Annotated in this window: 19 protein-coding genes and 1 riboswitch; of the genes, 13 read left to right on the top strand and 6 right to left on the bottom strand. The window is 69.9% G+C overall.

The genetic code is table 11. The features are described 5' to 3' along the window. Nucleotides 1-67: 67 nt before the first annotated feature. Entirely contained in the window at nucleotides 68-1,360 is a 1,293-nt protein-coding gene (locus AC1C2S_RS11010; RefSeq protein ID WP_495352563.1) for an ABC transporter substrate-binding protein, read from the bottom strand. 164 nt (nucleotides 1,361-1,524) lie between these two features. Between AC1C2S_RS11010 and AC1C2S_RS11005 the strand changes: the two genes are divergently transcribed. After that, entirely contained in the window at nucleotides 1,525-2,553 is a 1,029-nt protein-coding gene (locus AC1C2S_RS11005) for a LacI family DNA-binding transcriptional regulator (protein ID WP_495352562.1), read from the top strand. Nucleotides 2,554-2,559: 6 nt separating this feature from the next. Here AC1C2S_RS11005 and AC1C2S_RS11000 read toward each other — a convergent pair whose 3' ends face one another. Further along, nucleotides 2,560-3,201 (bottom strand): signal peptidase II, encoded by a 642-nt coding sequence (locus tag AC1C2S_RS11000; RefSeq protein WP_495352561.1) that lies wholly within the window; start codon nucleotides 3,199-3,201, stop codon nucleotides 2,560-2,562. 67 nt (nucleotides 3,202-3,268) lie between these two features. Beyond that, a riboswitch (TPP riboswitch) is annotated at nucleotides 3,269-3,380 on the top strand. Between AC1C2S_RS11000 and thiM the strand changes: the two genes are divergently transcribed. From thiM to AC1C2S_RS10980, 4 genes are all read left to right on the top strand, one after another. Then, nucleotides 3,371-4,267, top strand: a complete 897-nt coding sequence (gene thiM / locus AC1C2S_RS10995) for a hydroxyethylthiazole kinase (RefSeq protein ID WP_495352560.1) — start codon at nucleotides 3,371-3,373, stop codon at nucleotides 4,265-4,267. It overlaps the preceding riboswitch by 10 nt. Beyond that, entirely contained in the window at nucleotides 4,264-4,962 is a 699-nt protein-coding gene (gene thiE, locus AC1C2S_RS10990; RefSeq protein ID WP_495352559.1) for a thiamine phosphate synthase, read from the top strand. Before thiM ends, thiE begins: the two co-directional genes overlap by 4 nt. Then, complete coding sequence (locus tag AC1C2S_RS10985) at nucleotides 4,959-6,575, top strand: bifunctional hydroxymethylpyrimidine kinase/phosphomethylpyrimidine kinase (protein WP_495352558.1); 1,617 nt, start codon at nucleotides 4,959-4,961, stop codon at nucleotides 6,573-6,575. Before thiE ends, AC1C2S_RS10985 begins: the two co-directional genes overlap by 4 nt. A 124-nt stretch (nucleotides 6,576-6,699) precedes the next feature. Beyond that, complete coding sequence (locus AC1C2S_RS10980; protein ID WP_495352557.1) at nucleotides 6,700-7,668, top strand: hypothetical protein; 969 nt, start codon at nucleotides 6,700-6,702, stop codon at nucleotides 7,666-7,668. A gap of 33 nt (nucleotides 7,669-7,701) precedes the next feature. Here AC1C2S_RS10980 and AC1C2S_RS10975 read toward each other — a convergent pair whose 3' ends face one another. After that, nucleotides 7,702-8,640, bottom strand: coding sequence for a 5'-3' exonuclease (locus AC1C2S_RS10975; protein WP_495352556.1), 939 nt, complete (start codon nucleotides 8,638-8,640; stop codon nucleotides 7,702-7,704). 32 nt (nucleotides 8,641-8,672) lie between these two features. Beyond that, nucleotides 8,673-10,331 (bottom strand): DUF885 family protein, encoded by a 1,659-nt coding sequence (locus AC1C2S_RS10970; protein ID WP_495352555.1) that lies wholly within the window; start codon nucleotides 10,329-10,331, stop codon nucleotides 8,673-8,675. Nucleotides 10,332-10,438: 107 nt separating this feature from the next. Here AC1C2S_RS10970 and AC1C2S_RS10965 point away from each other — a divergent pair, with 107 nt between their 5' ends. From AC1C2S_RS10965 to AC1C2S_RS10955, 3 genes are all read left to right on the top strand, one after another. Next, on the top strand, nucleotides 10,439-12,352 hold the full coding sequence (locus AC1C2S_RS10965; protein WP_495352554.1) for a BCCT family transporter: 1,914 nt from the start codon (nucleotides 10,439-10,441) through the stop codon (nucleotides 12,350-12,352). A 186-nt stretch (nucleotides 12,353-12,538) separates the two neighbouring features. Beyond that, complete coding sequence (locus tag AC1C2S_RS10960; protein WP_495352553.1) at nucleotides 12,539-13,567, top strand: FUSC family protein; 1,029 nt, start codon at nucleotides 12,539-12,541, stop codon at nucleotides 13,565-13,567. 141 nt (nucleotides 13,568-13,708) lie between these two features. Continuing rightward, nucleotides 13,709-14,548, top strand: coding sequence for a TspO/MBR family protein (locus tag AC1C2S_RS10955; protein ID WP_495352552.1), 840 nt, complete (start codon nucleotides 13,709-13,711; stop codon nucleotides 14,546-14,548). A gap of 107 nt (nucleotides 14,549-14,655) precedes the next feature. Here AC1C2S_RS10955 and AC1C2S_RS10950 read toward each other — a convergent pair whose 3' ends face one another. Then, the gene (locus tag AC1C2S_RS10950; protein WP_495352551.1) at nucleotides 14,656-14,877 is read right to left on the bottom strand and encodes a hypothetical protein; all 222 of its coding nucleotides are present in this window, start codon (nucleotides 14,875-14,877) and stop codon (nucleotides 14,656-14,658) included. 116 nt (nucleotides 14,878-14,993) lie between these two features. Between AC1C2S_RS10950 and AC1C2S_RS10945 the strand changes: the two genes are divergently transcribed. The 5 genes from AC1C2S_RS10945 to AC1C2S_RS10925 all read left to right on the top strand — a co-directional run bounded on the left by AC1C2S_RS10945 (nucleotide 14,994) and on the right by AC1C2S_RS10925 (nucleotide 20,761). Further along, nucleotides 14,994-16,121, top strand: a complete 1,128-nt coding sequence (locus tag AC1C2S_RS10945; protein WP_495352550.1) for a DUF2207 domain-containing protein — start codon at nucleotides 14,994-14,996, stop codon at nucleotides 16,119-16,121. 35 nt (nucleotides 16,122-16,156) lie between these two features. Further along, the gene (locus AC1C2S_RS10940) at nucleotides 16,157-16,840 is read left to right on the top strand and encodes an alpha/beta hydrolase family protein (protein ID WP_495352549.1); all 684 of its coding nucleotides are present in this window, start codon (nucleotides 16,157-16,159) and stop codon (nucleotides 16,838-16,840) included. Nucleotides 16,841-16,941: 101 nt separating this feature from the next. Further along, on the top strand, nucleotides 16,942-18,111 hold the full coding sequence (locus AC1C2S_RS10935; protein ID WP_495353239.1) for a M24 family metallopeptidase: 1,170 nt from the start codon (nucleotides 16,942-16,944) through the stop codon (nucleotides 18,109-18,111). Then, entirely contained in the window at nucleotides 18,111-19,346 is a 1,236-nt protein-coding gene (locus AC1C2S_RS10930; protein ID WP_495352548.1) for a M20 family metallopeptidase, read from the top strand. The genes AC1C2S_RS10935 and AC1C2S_RS10930 overlap by 1 nt, the downstream gene beginning before the upstream one ends. Continuing rightward, complete coding sequence (locus AC1C2S_RS10925) at nucleotides 19,343-20,761, top strand: MFS transporter (RefSeq protein ID WP_495352547.1); 1,419 nt, start codon at nucleotides 19,343-19,345, stop codon at nucleotides 20,759-20,761. The genes AC1C2S_RS10930 and AC1C2S_RS10925 overlap by 4 nt, the downstream gene beginning before the upstream one ends. A gap of 211 nt (nucleotides 20,762-20,972) precedes the next feature. Here AC1C2S_RS10925 and AC1C2S_RS10920 read toward each other — a convergent pair whose 3' ends face one another. Continuing rightward, the gene (locus AC1C2S_RS10920; protein ID WP_495352546.1) at nucleotides 20,973-21,773 is read right to left on the bottom strand and encodes an SDR family oxidoreductase; all 801 of its coding nucleotides are present in this window, start codon (nucleotides 21,771-21,773) and stop codon (nucleotides 20,973-20,975) included. Nucleotides 21,774-21,895: the final 122 nt, after the last annotated feature.

Raw genomic sequence — 21,895 nt, 5'->3', positions numbered from 1 at the left:
GGCCTTTCGAGGGATGGCGGGCCGGCGCGCAGCTTGGACTCCGCGCGCCGGCCAGTCGACGGTGCGGCTACTGCCCGAGGATCGCGGTGATCTCGTCGTTGTCGGCGTCGATCGACGACGCGTCACCCAGCACCGCGTTGCGGACCATGGTCAGCCACGGGCTGTTCGGCGCGTTGAACGCTTGCTGGAAGTTGATCGCGACCGGGGTATCGCCCTGACCGGCGACCTCGTTGATCGTGATTAGGCGCGGGTCCTTCTGCGAGTACTCGTTGTCGGCGAGGTCGGAGCGCGAAACCACGTCGTTGTCCTTCGCGAGGACACCGACCTGCGCGTCCTCGGACATCATCCAGCTGAGGAAGCTCCACGCCTGCGCGGCCTTCTTCGAGTCCTTCGAGACGCCGATGCCGTCGCCGCCGACGAATGTCGAGGCTCCGCCCTCGGGGCCGGGCAGACCCGAGACACCCACGTCGAACGGAGTCGACGAGAGCAGGGTCGCCGGGTACGGCATGATGCCGACCTTGCCCTCGGTGAACGCGGCGGTCCAGGTGGGGCCGGCCTCGTCCTTCGATGCGGGCAGCACGGCGCCCGAGTCCCAGAGGTCCTTCCAGATGGAGTAGATCTCCTTCGACGTGTCGCTTGCGAGCAGCGACTCGGTGCCATCGTCGGAAAGCACCTCTTGTCCGTCGGCCCAGTTGCTCGGGAACCACGTGAAGACGAGGCATCCGCCGCAGTTCAGGCCGGTGGCCGTGCCGTACGTGTCGGGCTTGTTCAGGCCCTGGATGGCCTTGGCCCACTCGGCGAACTCCTCGAGGTTGGCGGGGCCGGCCTCGGCATCGAGCCCGGCCTCGGTCGCGAGCTCCTTGTTCCAGAACAGCATCGACAGGTCGAGCACGAACGGCAGCACGTACTCCTCGTCGTCGAGCGTGCCGGCCGAGAGATGCCCCTTGTTGATCTCGTCCTTGAAGTCGAAGCCGTCGATGTTCGCCGTGATGTCCTGGAACAGCCCCTGCTCGACCCAGTTCGGCACGTAGACGATGTCGGCGGCGAACAGGTCGGGCAGACCGTTGGAGCCGGCTGCTGCACCGACCTTCGCGACGTAGTCGTCGTTCGGCACGACCGTGAGCTCGACCTGGTTCTCGTGGCTGTCGTTGTAGGCCTCGACGAGGAGCTTCGCCTGCTTCTCGAGGGGCGCACGCGTCCAGAGCGTCAGGGTCGTGCCGTCGTCGACGCCCTCGGCGCCGGCGTCCGCGAGGCTCGTTCCGGGTTCGTCGCCGCCCGTGCAGGCGGCCAGTCCGATCGTGAGAGCGCCGGCGGCGAGCAGAGCTGCAGCCCGCATCATCCGGCGATTGCGTGATCTCATCCGTGTACTCCTTGCTCGTCGTTGAGTGGGCGCCGAGACGCCCGGAATGTCAGGTGCTGGTGCGGCCTTACCGAAATTTCCGAAAGGCCTTTCGGCACGCTACAGTGTGAATCTCCCGGCCGTCAAGAGCGACAGCCGGTAGCGTTTCAGTCGAGGAGGCGAACATGGCGAGAACCGGCTCGGGCAGCTCACGGGCGGCGACGCTCAACGACGTGGCCCGCATGGCAGGCGTCTCGCTCGCGACCGCCTCGAAGGCCATCAACGGCCGCGACCAAGTCGCCCCGGCCACGCGCAAGCGCGTCATCGACGCCGCCGAACAGCTCTCGTTCACACCCAACTCGCTCGCCAGAAGCCTCATCGCCGGCCGCACCGGAACCGTGGGCCTGCTCACGAGCGACCTCGAGGGCCGGTTCGTGATCCCCATCCTCATGGGCGCCGAAGACGCGTTCGGCGCAGGTCAGATCAACGTGTTCCTCTGCGACGCGCGAGGCGACACGATCCGCGAGCAGCACCACCTCAAGGCGCTGCTGAACCGACGCGTCGACGGCATCATCGTCGTGGGACGCCAGACCGACCCGCGACCGTCCCTCGGCCACGACCTCCCCGTGCCCGTGGTCTACGCCTACGCGCCATCAGACGACCCCGGCGACGTCTCGGTGACGCCCGACAACATCGCCGGCGGACGCATCGCCGTCGAGCACCTCCTCGCCACGGGGCGGCGGCGCATCGCGCACATCACCGGCGAGCCCGAGTACGCCGCCGCGCAGGATCGTGCGGTCGGCGTGCAGGCGGCCCTCGCCGAAGCCGGACTCGAACTCGTGGGCGACGTCATGACCTCGAGCTGGAGCGAACACTGGGGCCGCGCAGCGGCCGGCATGCTGCTCGCCCAGCATCCCGACATCGACGGCGTCGTCGCCGGCAGCGACCAGATCGCGCGCGGCGTGATCGACACCATGCGCGACCTCGGCAAGCGCGTGCCCGAAGACGTCGCCGTCATCGGGTACGACAACTGGGAGGTGCTCGCCGTGAACTCCCGTCCCGAGCTGACGAGCATCGACGCGAACCTGCAGCAGCTCGGGCGCACCGCGGCCATGCGAATCTTCGCCGCGATCGACGGCACCGAACCTGACGCCGGCGTGCATCACCTGCCCGTGCGGCTCGTGATCCGCGGGTCGACCATCGAGCGTCGCTGAGGGGCGCTATGCGGATGTCTCGGTGCCGGTGTTCGTCTCGGCAGTCGTGTCGGAGTCGGCAGCCGCGTCGGCGTCGGTAGCCGTTTCAGCGTCAGCGTCAGCGTCAGCGTCAGCCGAGTTGACAGCGCCGCTGCGATGCACGCCCTTGAAGGTCAGCACGAGCACCATCACGGCGCCGGCGAAGATCGCGATGTCGGCCACGTTGCCGATGAAGAGGTTGCCGTAACCGATGAAGTCCACGACATGCCCGCGGCCGAATCCCGGTTCACGGAACAGCCGATCGCCGAGGTGGGTCGCGGCGCCGCCGAGCAGGAGACCGAGCGCGATCGCCCAACCCCGTGAGCGCACCGGCCACGCGAACACGAGGATGGCGATGACCCCCACTGCCGCCAGGATCGCGAACACCCAGGTGAACTCGGTGCCGATCGAGAATGCGGCGCCGGGGTTGTACACGAGCTGGAAGCGGATCAGGTCACCGATCAACGGAACGGACACCCGCTCCTCGAGTGCGGCCTCGGCCCACCACTTCGAGCCCTGGTCGATGAGGATCACGACGACGGCGAGGAGCGCGACGAACCAGAACAGGCGCGGCTTCACCGTGCTCTCGAGGGCGGGAGCGGGCGGCGGCATTGAAGGGTCGGAACTCACTGCTTCATTATCCTTCGCGCGAGACGCCCGTGTCGCCGACCGTCACCGGGCGACCGCTAGGCTTCATCGCAGTGACACGGGGTGCCGTGCATCGCTTCACCGAAGCGGGCATGGCTGAGAACACACCCGTCGAACCTGATCTAGTTCGAACTAGCGAAGGGATGTCGCGATGAGCGATCGTCTGCCAACCGACCCTGCCCGGCACTCTGCCGAGCTCCTGACCCTCGTGCGCGAGGCGACGCCGCTCGTGCAGTGCATCACCAACAGCGTCGTCACCAACGTGACGGCCAACACTCTGCTCGCCCTCGGCGCGGCCCCGGCCATGGTCGACATCCGCGGTGAGGCCGGGATCTTCGCGCGAATCGCGTCGGGGCTGCTCGTGAACCTCGGCACGCCGCACGAGGAACAGCGAGATGCCGCCCGCGAGGCGGTGGCCGCGGCATCCGAGACCGGCACGCCCTGGGTGCTCGACCCGGTCGCCGTCGGCGGACTGCCCGTGCGCACCGCGTTCGCCCACGAGCTGCTCGCGCAGCGCCCGACCGTGATCCGCGGCAATGCGAGCGAGGTCATCGCCCTCGCCGGCACGGGCAGCGGCGGACGCGGCGTCGACGCCTCCGATTCGACCGAGTCGGCAGCGGATGCCGCGGCTCACCTCGCCCGGGCGCACGGCTCCGTCGTCGCGGTGTCGGGCCCGATCGACCTGATCACCGACGGCCGGCGGGTTGCGCGGGTCGCCAACGGCGACGTGCTGCTCACCCGGGTCACGGGCGGCGGTTGCGCCCTCGGCGCCGTCACCGCAGCCTTCCTCTCGGTCACCGACGACGCGTTCTCCGGCGCCGTTGCAGCGACGCTCGTCTACACGGTGGCGGCCGAGCTCGCGGCCGCGGGTGCCGCCGGGCCGGGCAGTTTCGCACCGCTGTTCCTCGATGCCCTCGCGCAGGTCACGGCCGACGAGGTCGCCGAGCGCGGGCGGGTGCAGCTCGTCGAGGTCGCCGCCGACGCGCAGACGGCGGTGGCGGCCGAACTCGCATCCGTGGCAGTGCCCTCGACGTCGGTGCGGTCGTGACGGCGCACACGGCGCTCGATCTCTCGGTCTACCTCGTCACCGATACGGCACTCTGCGGCCCGCGGGGCGTGACGTCGGTCGTCGCCGATGCGGTCGATGGCGGGGTGCGAGTGGTGCAGCTGCGTGACAAGCTCGGCTCCTCGACGGAGCTGCTGATGCTGCTCGAAGGGCTGTGCGCCGCGATCGACGGGCGGGCGACGCTGCTCGTGAACGACCGGCTCGACGTCGCCCTCGCGGCACGGGCGAGCGGCTTGCCCGTCGACGGTGTGCATCTCGGCCAGGGTGACGCCGCGGCGGCGATCGCGCGTGAGCGGCTCGGACCGAACGGCGTCGTCGGCCTCACCGCGAACACCTCGGCCCACTTCGAGGCCGTACGACGGATGCCGCGTGGCACGGTCGACTACCTGGGCGTCGGCGTGATCCGGCCCACCGCGACGAAGCCCGATCATCCGCCGGCCCTCGGCGTCGACGGGTTCGCACGACTCGCGGCCGAGGCCGAGTTGCCGTGCGTCGCGATCGGCGGCATCACTCTCGACGACGTCGCGCCGCTCCGTGACGGCGGCGCCGCCGGGGTCGCCCTCGTCTCCGCGATCTGCGCCGCCGCCGATCCCCGCGACGCTGCGCTGCACTTCGTCGACGCTTGGGCGGGCATCGCGCCACCCCGCGACCGCCGTGTCTCGGAGGCCCGGCGATGAGCGAGACGGCCGCTCGAGCGGTCGACATCGGCGCCGTGGCATCCGCTCGCCTCGCACTCGAGACCGCCACGCCCCCGCGAGGCCGCCACACGCCCGGCGTCCGCAGCGTGCCGCGCGACCGGCGGGTGCCGCGCGTGCTGAGCATCGCCGGTACCGACCCGACCGGCGGCGCCGGCATCCACGCCGACCTGAAGTCGATCGCCGCCGTCGGCGGCTACGGCATGGCGGCGGTGACCGCGCTCGTCGCGCAGAACACGCGGGGCGTGCGCAACGTGCACCTGCCGCCGGCGTCGTTCCTCGCCGAGCAGCTCGATGCGGTGAGCGACGACGTAACGATCGACGCCGTGAAGATCGGCATGCTCGCCGACGCAGCGATCATCGGCACGGTCGACGACTGGCTCGCGCGCACGAGGCCCCCGGTGGTGGTGCTCGACCCGGTCATGATCGCGACGAGCGGCGACCGACTGCTCGATCCGACCGCCGAGCAGGCACTCCGCGCGCTCATCCCCCGGGCGCACCTCATCACGCCGAACCTGCACGAACTCGCCGTGCTCTCCGGCGAGCCGCACGCACTCACCTGGCCGGCGGCGCTCGAGCAGGCCCGACGAGTCTCGCGCGAGTTCGGCGTGCTCGTGCTCGCGAAGGGCGGCCACCTCGACGGCGCCGACGCTCCCGACGCGCTCGTCGACGCCGAGACAGGCACGATCATCGAGTTCCCGGGGGAGCGCATCGAGACCAGCGCCACCCACGGCACGGGGTGCTCGCTCTCCTCCGCGATCGCGAGCCTTCGCGCAGAGCTCGGAGATTGGACCCTCGCGATCATCGAGGCCCGCCGGTGGCTGCGCGAGTCGCTGCGGCACGGCGAAGCGCTCGAGGTCGGCGGCGGGCACGGGCCGATCAGCCACTTCGCGGGGCTCTGGTCCCGCGGCGGGGTGCGCACGGCCCCGACGCCCGCCGAGGTCGAGGCGGAGTGGTGGGCGTCGATCCACGACCTTCGCTCGGCGATCGACGGGCTCGCGTTCATCCGCGAGCTCGCCGACGGCACGCTCGAGCGACCCGCGTTCCTCCGCTACCTCGCGCAGGACGCGCTCTACCTGCGTGACTACGCACGCGTGCTGGCCGATGCCTCGCGTCTCGCGACGGATGCCTCGGAGCAGGCATTCTGGGCGAACGCCGCGCACGGCTCCCTCGTCGGCGAACTCGAGCTGCACGAGACATGGCTCGACTCGGCCGGCGCATCGACATTCGCGGCCGAGCCCGACGCCGCGACGACCGCCTACCTCGACCACCTGCTCTCCACTGCGGCCCGTGGCGACTACGCGGCGCTCGCCGCCGCCGTACTGCCCTGCTACTGGATCTACGTCGACCTCGGCGAGCGGTTCGCGGACGGCGTCTTCGGTGCGACGGCGACGGCGACGGCGCATCCGTATGCCTCGTGGCTCGCGACGTACGCCGACCCCGCGTTCGCCGCCGCGAACCGCGAGGCGATCGACATCGTCACGCGCCTGGCGGCGAGTGCGACGCCCGAGACACGCGAGCGGATGCACCGGGCGTTCCGCCGATCGGCCGAGCACGAGCTCGCGTTCTTCGCGTCGGCGCTCGGCGAGGGGTGATCGGGACTCGAATCTCGAGTCGGCCGCGCGGAATGATCGGAACGAGAACTCCGTCCTCCGCGCAGCATAGGGTGGTCGCACCCGCCCGGCTCCGGGCCGGCGCCGATCCAACGACGAGGTGGCAATGAGTCAGACGACGCCCGACATGCAGCCCTCCCGCGAGTACGTGGCGACCGATGCCGGCCAGGCGCGACCGCTGCGCGGCTGGCACCTGCTTCTGTTCGGCGTGGCCTCCGCCGCGCTCGGCCTGCTGCCGTGGCTGATCACGGGCATGCGCCTGCCGCTGCAGAATCTCTGGGCGAACGACACCCTGCCCGATGAGATGCCGATCGTGCTGCTGCCCTTCAGTCAGTACTCCCTGTCACTCATCGCCACGCTCATCATCATCGGTGCAGCGGTCGCCGGGCTCGTGGGTCGCTCCACGCGCCCCCGCGCTCAGCGCGGTGGGTTCATGATGCTGCTCGCCGGCGTGCTCCTCGTCGATGTCGTCGCGATCGTCCAGACCGCCGCCTTCGTCGCCGCAGGCCTGCGACACGACGAGTGGTCTCTCGTGTACCTCGGCGCGGTCATCGCCGTTGCGATCCTCGCGGTGGTCGTCGGACTCGGCGTGCTCTGGCTCGTCGCCCGAGCACCGCGAGCCGGCGCGGTCATCGGCCTCACCATCGCGGCGATCCTCTCGGCCGGCTGGCTGCACGCGCTCCTCTCGCCGCGGGGTCCCGCGTTCGCGGGCGAGCCTGCCTGGCTCTGGGACGCCGTTCGCTGGGCGCCGGCGGTGCTCGTCGGCGCGGCGATCGCTTGGGGCGGAGTCGAAACGGTCGGCCGAATCGTCGCGGCGATCGCGAGCCTCGCGATGCTCTGGGTCGGGCCTGCACTGATCACCGCGGTGTCGAGCGCGGCCGGAACGCGGGTACTCGCCGGCCACCCCGGTGAGATGCTCGACTACGGGGTCAGAGTGTTCCGCATGGCCCTCACCGAACCGAGCCTCGTCGTGGCGCCGCTCGCGACGGCGATCGGCGTCGCCGTGATCGGACTCGTCGCGCGCATGCTGCTCGGTCGGACCGCACGGGCCGGCCGCGAGGCATCCGTCGTCTGATCGACCGCCAGGCGGCCCGTTCTCGGTGCGGCCCTACTGGGCGGCCGGCAGGGAGTCGAGTGCCGCGAGCACTCGCGACACCGACCCGCCGAGGTTCCACTCGGCACCGCGCGCTTCGAGGGCTTCACGGCGCGCTCCCGTGACGGGGTGCAGCCGGGAGTCGAACTCGCCGAGATCGAGGTCGCGCACGACCTCGACGACGGTCGGGGCGACGTCGAGATAGTCGGAGGCCGCAGCGAACTTCGCGCGCACGCTCGCCGACATCGGCGCCGAGGGATCCGCTGCAGCCGCCCTGATGCCGTCGAGGTCGACGAATTCCCGCAGCAGCGACGCAGCGGTCTTCTCCCCCACTCCCGCAACACCCGGCAACCCGTCTGACGAGTCGCCCCGCATGACCGAGAAGTCGACGTACTGCTGCGGCAGCACCGCGTACTTCGCGACGACCGAGGCGTCGGTCAGCACCTCGAGCTTGCTCATGCCCCGAGCGGTATAGATCACCCGCACGGATGCCTCGTCGTCAACGAGCTGGAACAGGTCGCGGTCGCCCGTGACGACGTCGACCGGCATGTCGGCGCCCGTCGCGAGAGTGCCGATGACGTCGTCGGCCTCGTGCTCGGGCGCACCGACAACGGGGATGCCGAGGAGGCCGAGCACCTCGCGGATGCGCGGAATCTGCACGATGAGACCCGGTGGGGTCTCCTCGACGTCGACGCCGCCGGGCACGGCACGCGCGACGCGGTGCGCCTTGTAGCTCGGAATGAGTTCGACTCGCCAGGCCGGGCGCCAGTCGTCGTCCCAGCAGGCGACGAGGTTCGTCGCCTCGAAGTCGGGGACGAGGCGCGCGATCATGTCGAGCAGCCCGCGCACGGCGTTGACGGGGGTGCCGTCTGGCGCGGTGATCGAGTCGGGCACGCCGTAGAACGCACGGAAGTACAGCGAAGCGGTGTCGAGGAGCATTAGTCGGTCGGCCACAGGCCGATCATGGCACGATGCGGCTGCCGCTCCTACCCCGGGAACGTCTCGAGCCAGTCGCCCGCGGCATCGAGCACGTCGAGGTCGCCGCGATCGCCGAGCAACTCCCAGCGTTGCAACGACACCGGTACGTTGCCGTTCAGCCACACGGCATCGTGGAACTCGCGGAGTGAGAAGTCGTCGCCTCGGGCGACTGCGGCGTCGGCGAGCAGCCGCTTCACCTCGAGCTTGCCCACGTGGTACGACATCGCGAGGCCCGGGGTCGCAACGTAGTAGGAGGTCTCTTCAGTAGCGGTCTCGACGTCCATCGGCACGAGCCGCACGAAGAAGTCGATCGCCTCTTCGAGGCCGAAGACGCCGGTCGCGAGGTTCACGTCGACGACGACGCGCAGGGCCCGCAGCCGCATGAAGTTGTGCACGATCGTCTGCGAGTGCGGCGCATCGTCGAAGAGCCCAGCATCGAGCATGAGTTCTTCGTTGTAATGGGCGATGCCCTCGTTGGCGACCGAGTCGACGTAGTGACGGCGGATGGCGCGGGGGTGCCCCCACGAAAGGGCGAGCTGTTGACTGTGCGCCCCCTCGTGGATGATGCCGAGCCGCGGGTCGCGCGCGTTCGCGGCGTCGAAGTACGGAAGGTCAGCCGCGGGTTCGGGCACGTACGAGACCGCGTCGTCGCCGCGCGTGCGCTCGTTCGCCAGGTGGTCGGTCACGCCGAGAAAGGCAACGGGCTCGAGATACGCCGGGTAACTCGAGAAGAAGTAGCGGCGCAGCGACTCGGGTTGGGTCAGCAGGCCCTCGCGGTCGTAGAACGCCCGCACCTCGGCGTCGCGTGCGGCCTCGTCGGCCACCTCGGCGGCGACATCCCGCGCGAGCGGCGCGACCGGCGCGTCGCGGTACCGGTTGCGCGTGAACGTCTCGGCGAGCACGGCCCGCCGGTAGTCCTGCAGGGCGGCACGAACGAGTTCTTCGGGCTCGGCCGCGACGAGCGCGACGTGACGCAGGTACCAGACGAAGGCGTCGGGGCCCACGATGACCTCGGCGCCGAGGCGATCAGCGGATGCCTCGAGCCACTGCGCGTACCGGGTGAGCGCCGCACTCGCGGCGGGCTGCGCCTCGGCGAGCGCGGTCGCCGTCGCGGCCTCGACCTGCCCGGCGAGCGCCGCGACCGAGTCGGCGAGGCGCGGACCGATGCCGACGAGCTCGGCTGCGGCCACCCGGGCGAGGGCGGAGATGCCGGCCCGCTCGAGATTCGCGATCGCCTGTTCGGCAGCCTGTGGGATCGCGGTGAGCACCGTGACCAGATCGGCCTGTCGCCCGGCGTCGAACGGTGGCGGGGCGAGCAGCAGATCGAACCACGGGCCGAGGATCTGGCTCGCGAGGAACACGGCATCGCGCTCCCAGTTGCGGAGCACGTCGAGTTCCCAGCGCACGCGCGCGAGCGCCGAGCCCAGCAGCCGGTGATCGACCTGGTCGGGCACCGGCATGCCCGCGGCATCCGTCGCCTGCCAACGTTCGACGAAGACGGCGAGCTCGTCTCGCTGCAGCTCGATGGCCGCCGGATCGAACCGCGGCACCCAGCCCCCGGGCCGTTCGATGCGCGGGATGTCGTCGGAGGTGCGGAACGAGTTCACGGCGCGCCACTGCCAGAACTCGGTGCCGAGGCGTGCGAGGTCAGCGTCGATCTGGGCCATGCGCGTCACGATAGCCCCGCCCGGCGACACTTGCGAGTCCGGCGACTCCGGCGCGGGTTCGGCGCGGGTCGATGCGGCGGAGCGCCCACCTCGCTACCGTGTTGCCCATGAGCGGTACGCCGAACGAGCCGACCGACCAGCCTCTGAACACCACGGATGCCCCGACGGCGGGTGCCTCGGCGCCGCCGCCCCCTCGCCGGTCGCTGCCCCCCGTGCAGCGCTGGGTGTTCTGGCCGGCGGCGGTCATCGTCGCCCTGTTCGTCGCGTTCGTCCTGATCGCCCCGGATGCGGCGGACGCGATGTTCGGCGCGATCCAGACCGGCATCGTCAACACCTTCAACTGGTATTACGTGCTCATCGCCGCATTCTTCGTGGCGTTCAGCCTGTTCGTCGGATTCAGCCGTTTCGGCGACATCAAACTCGGCCGTGATGACGACGAGCCCGAGTTCTCGTTGCTCGCGTGGTTCGCACTGCTCTTCGCCGCGGGCATGGGCATCGGGCTCGTGTTCTACGGCGTGAGCGAGCCGCTCAGCCATTTCGTGTCGCCGCGACCGGGGGTCACCGGCCCGCCCGACGCGCTCGCGCAGGAGGCGCTCGCCCAGACCTACTTGCACTGGGGCGTGCACGCGTGGTCGATCTACGTCGTCGTCGGGCTCGGACTCGCCTACGCGATCCACCGCCGACGCCGGCCGATCTCGATCCGCTGGACGCTCGAACCGTTGCTCGGCAAACGCGTCGAGGGCGGTTGGGGCCATGCCATCGACGTCGTGGCGCTCGTCGGCACCCTCTTCGGCGTGGCGACCTCGCTCGGCCTCGGCGTGCTGCAGATCAGCGCGGGGCTCGACATCGCCGGCATCCTCGAGCCGAACGCGCTCACGCAAGTGATCATCATCCTCGTCATCTCGGTGTTCGTGCTCTGGTCGGTGCTCTCCGGAGTCACGAAGGGCATGAAGTGGCTCTCGACCGCGAACATCGTGCTCGCGGGCCTCCTCGTGGTGTACCTCCTCGTGATGGGGCCGACCGAGTTTCTGCTGCGCGAGTTCGTGCAGTCGATGGGTACGTACATCCAGAACTTCGTCGGCCTCTCCTTCAACGTGAGCGCCTTCCAGGGCACCGCCGGCGAGGAATGGCAGGCGTCGTGGACGTCGTTCTACTGGGGCTGGTGGATCTCGTGGGCGCCTTTCGTCGGCATCTTCATCGCTCGCGTCTCGAAGGGCCGCACCGTGCGCCAGTTCGTCGCCGGCGTCATCCTCGTGCCGACGCTCATCGGCATCCTCTGGTTCGCGGTGCTCGGCGGTTCGGCACTCGCGATCGAGCTCGCCGACCCCGGCGCACTCACCCAGCCCGACGGCAGCGTCAACGTCGAGGCCGCGCTCTTCGAGCTGCTCACCTACCTCCCCGGCACCCCGGTGCTCACGGTCGGCGTGATCCTGCTCATCACGATCTTCTTCGTCACCTCGGCGGACTCGGGCGCGCTCGTGATGGGCATGATCGCCACTGGCGGCCAGCTCAACCCGAAGCGGTGGATCCGCATCTTCTTCACCGTGATCACCGCGCTGCTCGCGATCGCGCTGCTGCTCACGGGCGGTCTCACCGCCCTGCAGACCGCGGCGATCATCATCGCGTTGCCGTTCAGCATCGTGATGCTGCTCATCTGCTGGTCGACGATCATCGCCTTCACTCGCGAGCGCCGCGCCTACGCGAAGGCCGAACGAGCCCAGTTCGTCGACCACATCGGCAAGTACTACGGGCTCGAGGTCGAGGAACCGCTCCAGCGCGGCCTCGTCGTGGGCGAGGTGAGATGGGCGCGAGGGTTTCTGCGACGGCTGCGTCTGGGCACGGATGCCTCGGTGGCGCTCAGACGCGCCTCCCCCGCGTCGCTCGCCGAGCAGAACGCCCTTCCCGATGCCGTGCCGATCGCCGACGTCGACGAAGTCGTCGACCATGATCCGTTGTCGGACCACGACGACCCCGACGTGCCCGAGCACGGGGAAGACGGCCCTCGCGGCCTGCCCCAGTGACCCGACGAACCCCGGGGTCTCGATACGCTCCTTCGTCGCTACTCGACCGACGTTCGAGATCACGTCCGCTGGTCGAGTAGCGAGCTTCAGCGAGCGTATCGAGACCCGCGGGATCACGTCCGCTGGTCGAGTAGCGAGCGTCAGCGAGCGTATCGAGACCCGGCCGTTCCGAGCAGAATGGAGCGTATGGGCATCACCAACACCTTCCGAGCCTCGAAGCGCGTGCCCATCCTGCAGGTCGCCAAGGCGTCGGCCGCGACGATCGCGGCGTGGCTCGTCGCAGGCTGGCTGATTCCGGGGCAGTTGCCGGTATTCGCCGCGATCGCGGCACTGCTCGTGGTGCAGCCGAGCGTGAACCAGTCGCTCGGCAAGGCGATCGAGCGTTCGATCGGCGTGATCCTCGGTGTGCTCATCGCCAGCGCCATCTCGCTCGTGTTCGGGCAGAACAGCTGGATCATCCTCGTGACGATCATGATCGCGATGCTCGTCGCGTGGTCGCTGAAGATGACCCCTGGCACTTCGAACCAGGTCGCCATCAGCGCGATGCTCGTGCTCGCCCTCGGCTCCTCCTCGCCCGAGTACGCGCTCGACCGCATCATCGAGACGCTCATCGGCGCCGCGATCGGCATCGTCGTCAATGCGCTGATCGTGCCGCCGGTGGCACTCGCCCCGGCCCGACGCGACCTGTCGCTGCTCGGCGGTGAGCTCGCGGCATCCCTCGACCGGCTCGCAAGCGCCCTCGAGAGCCCGCAGTCGGCGGCCGATCTGCAACGACTCATGGTCGAAGCGCGCCTCATGCGACCGATGCGAGATGCAGCGGATGCCTCGATCTCGACGGGGGAGGAATCGCTCACGCTGAATCCGCGTCGCTCGGCGCATCGCACCGAGCTCGCCGAGATGCGCGCCCTGCTCGAACGACTGAGCCCCATCGTCACCCAGGTGATCGGCATGACGCGCGCGTTCTTCGACCACTACGACGCCGCGCTGGCCGATGAGCCGACCGTGCGCGCGATCGCCGAGCAGCTGCGGCGGGCCGCGCACGACGTGCGACTCGCCGTGCACCTCGCCGATGTCGACCCCGAGCCGATGACCTCGGCCGTGCCCGCGCTGACCTCACCCCTCGTGGTGTCCCCGCCGAGGTCGGGGCACTGGATCCTCATCGGCTCGCTCCTGGAAGACCTGCGGCGCATCCGCGCCGCGCTCGTCGAGGAGTAGCCGGAGGAGCGGCGCACCGGCGGCGCCGCACCCACCGAGAACCTGCACGCATCAATCGGAAGTTCGACGCGGTGCGACATCCGTCGTTCTAGGCTGGGACCACCTCGACCGAGATCCAGCAGACGACGGGAAGAGCAGATGATGATGATGACATCGGCGACGACGCGGGCGACGGTCAGCGACCTGGTGCGACAGATCACCGTGGCGGTGAGCGCCGTTCTGGCGGTGGTCGGCTCCTTCATCGGGTCGGGCGCCGCCGGCGGAACTCCTATTCAGGATGCCGCGGGCGGGGCGCTCGCGGCGGACGCCACCCTCATCGCGCCAGGGGGCAGCGCGTTCGCGATCTGGACGCTCATCTACCTCGGACTCGCCGCGTACGCGGTCTGGCAGTTCCTTCCCTCCCAGCGGGAAGCACCCCGGCACCGCCGCCTCGGCTACCCGATCGCCGCGTCGTTGCTGCTGAACGCGGCATGGATCCTCAGCATCCAGTTCGACCTCCTGTGGCTGAGCGTGCCGGTCATCGCCCTGCTGCTGGTCGTGCTGATCATCGCCTTCCGCGTCTGCCGCTCCGTGGCGCCGACCTCGACGGTCGACGGCATCGTCACCGATGGCACGGTCGGCCTCTACCTGGGTTGGGTCTGCGTCGCCACCGCCGCGAACATCACCGCCGCACTCGTCGCCGTCGGTTTCGACGGCTGGGGCATCGCGCCCGAAGCCTGGTCGGTCGCCGTCATCTCACTCGCCGGCATCATCGGTGTCGCACTCGCGGTGTGGGACCGCGGCCGGATCGCCCCGACCCTCGCGCTCGGCTGGGGGCTCTCCTGGGTCGCGATCGCACGCCTGACCGATGCCCCGGAGTCGACCGTGACCGGCATTGCGGCGATCGTCGCCGTGGTCGCCGTCGTCATCGCGACGGTGTGGGCTCGCATCGCGAGCGGTGACTCACGTGCGCGTGCGGTCGGCGCGGCGAGCACGGCCTGACCCGCAGCGGTGGCCGCTCCGCCTCTTCATCGCGATGTCGGCCTTCATCGCGCTGTCGGCCTTCATCGCGCTGGAGACGCTCGCCATGCCGGGGCGCCAGGCCGACTTCAGCCGAGCAGGTCGCGCACCGCGGCGCCCCACTCGAACCCGCACTCGCGGCAGTCGAAGATGGGCGAATCATCGAGCGAGAGGGCGCCTGCGACATCGGCCGTCTCGACCTCGAAGTCGAGCGGGCCGTAGACGATCGCGCGCACCGCGAGGGAATCGCAGCGCGGACACGGCTCGTCGATCACCAGGTGCGGTGCGTTGTGCTGCATCAGCTTCGTCATGGCAGTCACGGTACGCCCGGCCGCCGACATCGTCCGGAACCCGTACGCGCGTCGCCACGAGCGGTTCGTTCCGACGCGTCTCCCGAGCAGGCCGCTCGGATCCCTAGACTGAGCGCGTGCTGCCCGCCGTCTTCCTGCTCGCGATCGTGCCCGCCTTCGTCATCCTCGGGCTGGGTCTCGTCGCGCGCGCCGTCGCCGCGCAACGGGTGACGCAGCGGGTCGTGCAGTACACCCCGGAACGCGGCTCCACGGTGCTGCGAGACGCGTTGCTCGTCGGCGCCGATCGGCGCGCGCCATCCGCTGCCCTCATCGACCTGGCCGTGAAGCGCAAGGTGCGCCTCCTCGCCGGCGAGGGAAAGCGAGACCCCATCGGGGTGGAGCTCGCGCCGAACGTCGTGCTCACCGCCGAAGAGACAGCGCTGCTCGAAGGGCTGTTCGGCCCAGAGCACACCCCCACGCGTGTGCGCCGCTTCTCCTCCGACCGCCGCGCACTCGCCGGTCGTATGAAGAGCCTGCTGCTGAACACGGAGCACGCACTCGCCCGCGAGGGACTCGTCGCCGAACGCCGCGTCTCGTGGCCGGGCGTCACGCTCACCGTGCTCGCCTATCTCGGCATGCTCGTCGAGGTGCTCTTCCTCGTCTTCACGATCATCGACGGCGACTGGCCGGCGCTCATCGCGACGCTCGTCGCCGTCGCCGCGACCATCGCGACGATCTTCGTGACCCCATCGTCGTGGCGCAAGTTCCTCCCTGCAGCGACTCCCCGACGCGAGCACTTGGCGGGGCTCCGGCAGTACATCGCGCTCGTCGAGGCGAAACGGCTGCAGGTGCTGCAGTCGCCGAGCGGTGCAGAGCTGCGGGCGACGGATGCCGCTGCGCCGACCCTCGTGGCGACACCCGGGTCGTCGCAGCCCGCCGCCCCGATTCCTGCACGCGGCACGCCTGCGGCCGGCCCGTCTGCCGCAGGGTCCCGTTTCCACCTCCACGAACGGCTGCTGCCCTACGCCGTGATCTTCGGGCTCGAACGCGATTGGATCGCCAAGCTGAAGCTCGAGTACGCCGAGCTCGGCCCGAGCAACCTCGACACGCTCGGCGAACTCGTCGGCGTCACGGACGACATCGCCCTCGCCATCGAAGCCGCAGGCGACGTCGTCGAACTGACCGCGTCGCTCGGCGACCTCACCGACGACGCAGGCAACGTCATCGACGGCGTCGGCAACTTGTTCGAACTGTTCAGTTCGTAGCGCGAGCGCGCGGGCCGATGCGGCACCATGGAGACATGACCGCCGCGGAGGAATCGATCACCGTCGACGTCGACGGCACACCCGTGTCGGCGGTCTCGGCGCGACCGCCGGCCCCGACTGCCACGATCGTCGTCGCCCACGGGGCGGGCACCGGCATGGAGCATCCGTTCATGACCGGATTCACCCGGGCGCTGAACGAGAGCGGGTTCGCGACGCTCCGTTTCAACTTCCCGTACCGCGAGGCGGGGCGGCGGTTCCCAGACCGGCCGCCGGTCGCGATCGCGACGTGGCGTGCCGTGATGGATGCCGCGGCCGCACGCGCGACCGCCGACGGGCGCCCGGGCGAGCCTGTCTGGGCGGCGGGCAAGTCGTTCGGCGGTCGCATGGCGTCGATGGCCGTCGCCGAAGGCATGGCCGTGGCCGGGCTCGTCTTCCTCGGCTACCCGCTGCACGCGCCGGGCAAGCCCGAGAAGCCGCGCGACGAGCACCTGCCGGGCATCACCGTGCCGATGCTCTTCCTGCAGGGGCGGAACGACCCGTTCGCCAAGCCCAACGAGCAACTCGACGACGTCGTACGTCGCATCGGACCGAACGCGACGCTCGACTGGGTCGACGACGCGAACCACACGTTCGAAGTGAAGGGCGCCAAGCGCCCGGCCGACGAGATCGGCGCTGCCCTCGCCGTACCGGTCGCCGCGTTCGTGCGCGCACACGAATGACGCGCGAGCCTCGCAGTGCGGCGAACGACGGCCCGTAGAGTGGTGGCCACCGATCGGGTCGCGGCACGCTGATGTGAGGCGACCTCGAGACCCGAGGAGTCATTGCGATCGAAGAATTCGCCGGCCGAATCACCGCCACCAGGGCACGAATGCGCGATCACGCGTTCGACGCTCTCGTCGTCGTGGATCCTGCCAACATCCACTACCTCACCGGCTACGACGCGTGGTCGTTCTACATGCCGCAACTGCTCTTCGTGCCGGCCGTCGGCGAGTTGCTGCTCATCACCCGGCACATGGACGCCGTCGGCGCCCACCGCACCGCCGCCCTGACCGCCGAGCAGATCCTCGGCTACCCCGAAGACCTCGTGCATCGCCCCGACCGGCATCCGTTCGACTGGGCGGCCGACCGGTTGCGAGAACGCGGCCACGCCGTGCCGATGCGCGTCGGCTACGAAGGCGAGGCCCATTTCTTCACCCCGCGCGCGTTCACGACCCTGTCGCGACGGATTCCCGAGTGGCGCTTCGACGACGACCTCGACCTGATCGGCTGGGTGCGGCTCGTCAAGTCGCCGGCCGAGCTGGCACTCATGCGCTCGGCAGGTCGCAACGCGAGCGCCGCGATGGCCGCCGGCATCGATGCCGTGCAGGTCGGTGCGCCGCAGCACGACGTCGCCGCCGCCATCCAGGCCGCACAGGCCAGAGGTGTCGAAGGCGCCGAAGGCGACTACGCGGCGATCGTTCCCCTCATTCCGACCGGAGAATCCGCCGACACCCCGCACCTCACCTGGAGCGCGCGCCGATTCGCATCGAACGAGGGCGTCTCGCTCGAACTCGCCGGCGTGCATCGCCGCTACCACGCGCCGCTCGCGCGCACCGTCTCCCTCGGGCGCCCCTCACGCGAGCTCGACCGGGTGGCCGGCATCACCGCGGAAGGGCTCGATCTCGTGCTCGGTGCCATGCGACCCGGGGTGAGCGTGCGCGACGTCGTCGGCGACTGGGCCGCCCTGCTCGCCCGGAACGGGCTCTCGAAAGCGTCACGTCTCGGCTACTCCATCGGCATCGGCTACCCGCCCGACTGGGGAGAGCGCACCGTGAGCATCCGCGACGACGACGACACCGTGCTCGAGGCCGGGATGTGCTTCCACGTCATCGCCGGCATGTGGATGCGCGACTACGGCTGCGAGCTCAGCGAGTCCGTCGCGATCACAGGCGACGGCATCGAGATCTTCACGGATGCGCCGCGAAAGCTGATTGTGAAGGCGGCACCCTGATGAACGACGAGACGGGCGGGAACCCGCAGGTCGACGCTGCGATGGCGCTGATCGACGATGCGACGATCGTCGCCGACACCGCCTCGCTCATCGTCGCGGCGAGCGAGAACCCCGGCGGCACCGAGATCCAGGCGGTGCGGATGCTCGAAGGCATCGCTTCACGGCTCGGATTGCGCACGAGACGCACCGAGGTCGCGCCCGGCCGCTCGAACCTCTCGATCAGCATCGGCCCCGACGAACCGGGAATCCTCTTTCTCGGTCACTCCGATGTCGTGCCGGGCGGCGACGGGTGGAGCGGCTACCCGTTCACCCCGCGAATCGCGGACGGCAGGATCATCGGCCGGGGCGCAGCCGACATGAAGGGCGGTCTCGCGTGCGTGCTGCAGGCGATGGGTGCGGTCGCATCCGTGAGGCCCGACCTCCCCGTCGAGCTGATCGTCACCGTCGACGAAGAGGACCTCGCGACCGGAATCCTCGCCTACCTCGAGAGCGCAGCGCCGCAACCGTACTGGGCCTGCGTCGTCGCCGAGCCGACCGACCTCGCGGTCGTCGTCGCCTGTCGCGGTGCCGCCAACTTCGAGATCGAGATCCGCGGGCGGGCGGCCCACGCAGGGCGGCCCGAAGACGGGGTGAGCGCCATCGCGATCGCAGCCCACCTCGTCGAACGGATCGGCGACGACCACCGGCGCATGCGCGCATCCACCGCGGGTCGCCTCGGATCCGGCACCTGGAACGTGGGCCGGATCGAAGGCGGGCACGGCACGTCGATCGTGCCCGACCAGTGCACCCTGCTCGTGGATCGGCGGCTGATGCCCGGTGAGCGGGCGGCCGATGCCCACCTCCTGCTCGAGCAGCTGGCAGCGGAGGCATCCGTCGACGGCTCGACCGTGGTGGTGCGCACCCTCATGGAGATGCCCGGGTTCGAGACGGCAGTGGAGCACCCACTCGTCGCCAGTGTCGTGGCGTCTCTGGCGAGCGAACGGCGCGAAGCAGGCATCGAGGCGTGGACCGCTGCCTGCGAGGGCGGCTTCATGCATGCCCACCACGGCGTGCCGACCGTCATCATGGGCCCCGGGGATGTCGCGGGGCAGGCGCACCAGCCAGATGAATCCGTGGCGATCCACGACCTCGGCACCGCGGCCCGCGCCTATGCGCGCCTGATGCTCTCGCTCGCCGACGACCGCATCTCCCCGCTGTTCACCACGCACGCATCGACGAGCAAGGAGTCCGAATGACCGACCACAGCGCTTCACCCGGCGAGCACGCCGATCCGCCACCCATCACCCGCCAGATCGATCTCACCCCCATCCAGCAGAAGACGGTGAAGAAGGCCGTCCTGGGGGCGATGGCCGGCAACGCCATCGAATGGTTCGACTACGGGATCTACGGCTACCTCACGGGGTACCTGAGCAGCCAGATCTTCGGCGACACCGAGAACGCTCTGCTCTGGACCCTCTTCGGCTTCGCGGTGTCCTTCCTCGTGCGGCCCATCGGCGGTGCGGTGCTCGGCCCGCTGGGCGACCGGATCGGACGGCAGAAGGTGCTCGTATTCACCATCTCGCTCATCTCGATCTCGACCGCGTGCATCGGCCTGCTGCCGACGTTCGACGTGATCGGCTGGTGGGCGCCCGTCCTGCTCTTCACGCTTCGCATCATCCAGGGCTTCTCGGCAGGCGGCGAGTATGCGGGCGCGGCCGTCTACATGGCCGAGCACGCGCCCGACAACCGTCGCGGATTCTGGGGGTCGTTCCTCGAGTTCGGCACGCTGCTCGGGTTCTCGGCGGCGGCGATCCTCGTCACGGTGATGCAGTTCACGCTCGGCGAGGAGTTCATGGCGGACTGGGGATGGCGCATCCCGTTCCTCATCTGTCTCCCCCTCGGCGCCATCGCGTTGTACATGCGCTCGTCGCTGCGCGAGTCGGAGACGTTCGAGGAAGCGCACCGGAAGGACACGAGCACGAGCGCGTGGCAGACCCTCGGCAACCTGCTGCGCACCCAGCCGAAGCAACTGCTGAAGATCATGGGCCTCGTCGTGCTCATCAACGTCGCGTTCTACACGGTGCTCACGTACATGCCGACCTACCTGACCAACTCGCTCGATATGGATGCCACGACCTCGGGACTCATGCTGGTCGCCGTGCAACTCGCGATGATGGCCGTGATCGTGCCGTTCGGGGCGCTCACCGACCGCATCGGCCGGCGACCGTTGCTGCTCGTGGCCTCTGCCGGCTTCATCCTGCTGTCGATCCCGGCCGTGCTGCTGCTCGACACCGGAAACCTCGGGCTGCAGTTCGTCGGCATCTCGATCTTCGGGCTGTTCCTCGTGATGCTGCTCTGCAACATCTCGGCGACACTTCCCGCGTTGTTCCCGACGCCCGTGCGCTTCGCCGGATTCGCGCTCGGTTACAACGTCGCGACGTCGATCCTCGGCGGCACGGCCGGCCTCGCCAACCAGGCCCTCATCGATGCGACCGGCTCGAACCTCGTACCGGGCGTCTACCTGACCGTCGCGGGCATCATCGGCTTCCTCGCGGTGCTGACGTTCAACGAGACCGCCGGCCGCTCGCTTCGCGGTGGTGTGGTTCCCGGTGATGACGACCAGGCGCGCATCGCGCGCGGAGAGGTGCTCGTCGGCAAGGTGCACGCCTAGGAATACCCGCTCACGGTCACCCGTTCGAATCGGCCGTCTGCCCCGAGCCTTCGTGCGCGCCCACCCTGCGGGCTGAGTCCGGCCTGGGGGCTGAGTCCGGCCTGAGGGCTGAGTCCGGCCTGAGGGCTGAGTCCGGCCTGAGGGCTGAGTGTGACTGAATCCGCCGGCTCGGACGCTGCGTCCCGCGTGCCGACGCCCCGCGCGGCGGGGATCAGCTCGGGTCGGCCCAGCTCCAGATGTCGTCGCCGCGGATCGAGGCGTCGGCACCGCCGTCGATGTAGATCGTCTGGCCGGTCACGTGCGTGTTCTCCTCACTCGTGAGCCACTCGAGCAGCCGTGCGATCACGACAGCGTCGGAGTGCCCGTTGAGCGGCATCGGCACGGCGGCGTCGACCATGGCACGGCCTTCTTCGGTCGCGAGGAGCGACGCCGTCATCGGCGTCACGACGGTACCCGGAGCGACGGCGTTCACGGGGATGCCGGCACCCGCGTAGCGCGGCGCAATCGACTCGCGGCGCACCCAACGACTGAGCGCACGCTTCGACGAGGGGTAGTTGAGGTAGCCGGCCTCGGGCCCCTGCGCGGCGAGTGCTGCGCCGATCTCGAGCGCCTTCGCCTCGTCGCCCGCGAGCAACGCGTCGACGAGCTCGGGCGAGTTCGGTTGCAGGCTCGCCATCGAGCTGACCACCGCGATGCGCGGCGCGTCGGCGTTCGAAAGCGTCGGCGCGAGCGCGTCGAGGAATCCGGTGACGCCGAAGAAGTTCACGGCCACGGTGAGCGGCACGGGCGCCGAGATGCCGGCCGCCGCGATGATCGCATCGATCCGACCGCCGGATGCCTCGACGACCGCCGCCGCGGCATCCGCCCTGCCCTCGGGCTTCGAGAGGTCGGCGGTGATGTCGGCCCCCTTCAGGTCGACGCCGATCACGCGGTGGCCGTGCTCGGTGAGGAGGGCGGCCGCGGCCGCCCCGATGCCGGATCCTGCTCCGGTGATGACACAAGTTCTGCTCATGTCTTCGACGTTACGCCTGGTCGGATGCCGCCCGCTTGCAGATCAGATCGACCTGATTCCCGGCTGTGAGGCTCGCGCTGCTCAGAGGGTCGTCGGCGGTCGCCCTTCGCCTGAGGCCGCGG

The sequence above is a fragment of the Agromyces sp. Y782 genome (genome assembly GCF_059445405.1).
This window is presented reverse-complemented; position numbering and strand designations above follow the sequence as displayed.

Bases quoted from the DNA above. Each gene is read 5' to 3' on its own strand.
- AC1C2S_RS10965 (WP_495352554.1), top strand. From the start codon at position 10,439: ATGAGCGGTACGCCGAACGAGCCGACCGACCAGCCTCTGAACACCACG.
- AC1C2S_RS10940 (WP_495352549.1), top strand. From the start codon at position 16,157: ATGACCGCCGCGGAGGAATCGATCACCGTCGACGTCGACGGCACACCC.
- thiM (WP_495352560.1), top strand. From the start codon at position 3,371: ATGAGCGATCGTCTGCCAACCGACCCTGCCCGGCACTCTGCCGAGCTC.
- AC1C2S_RS11010 (WP_495352563.1), bottom strand. From the start codon at position 1,360: ATGAGATCACGCAATCGCCGGATGATGCGGGCTGCAGCTCTGCTCGCC.
- AC1C2S_RS10955 (WP_495352552.1), top strand. From the start codon at position 13,709: ATGATGATGACATCGGCGACGACGCGGGCGACGGTCAGCGACCTGGTG.
- AC1C2S_RS11005 (WP_495352562.1), top strand. From the start codon at position 1,525: ATGGCGAGAACCGGCTCGGGCAGCTCACGGGCGGCGACGCTCAACGAC.
- AC1C2S_RS10970 (WP_495352555.1), bottom strand. From the start codon at position 10,331: ATGGCCCAGATCGACGCTGACCTCGCACGCCTCGGCACCGAGTTCTGG.
- AC1C2S_RS10920 (WP_495352546.1), bottom strand. From the start codon at position 21,773: ATGAGCAGAACTTGTGTCATCACCGGAGCAGGATCCGGCATCGGGGCG.
- AC1C2S_RS10960 (WP_495352553.1), top strand. From the start codon at position 12,539: ATGGGCATCACCAACACCTTCCGAGCCTCGAAGCGCGTGCCCATCCTG.
- AC1C2S_RS10980 (WP_495352557.1), top strand. From the start codon at position 6,700: ATGAGTCAGACGACGCCCGACATGCAGCCCTCCCGCGAGTACGTGGCG.
- AC1C2S_RS10925 (WP_495352547.1), top strand. From the start codon at position 19,343: ATGACCGACCACAGCGCTTCACCCGGCGAGCACGCCGATCCGCCACCC.
- AC1C2S_RS10930 (WP_495352548.1), top strand. From the start codon at position 18,111: ATGAACGACGAGACGGGCGGGAACCCGCAGGTCGACGCTGCGATGGCG.
- AC1C2S_RS10950 (WP_495352551.1), bottom strand. From the start codon at position 14,877: ATGACGAAGCTGATGCAGCACAACGCACCGCACCTGGTGATCGACGAG.
- AC1C2S_RS10985 (WP_495352558.1), top strand. From the start codon at position 4,959: ATGAGCGAGACGGCCGCTCGAGCGGTCGACATCGGCGCCGTGGCATCC.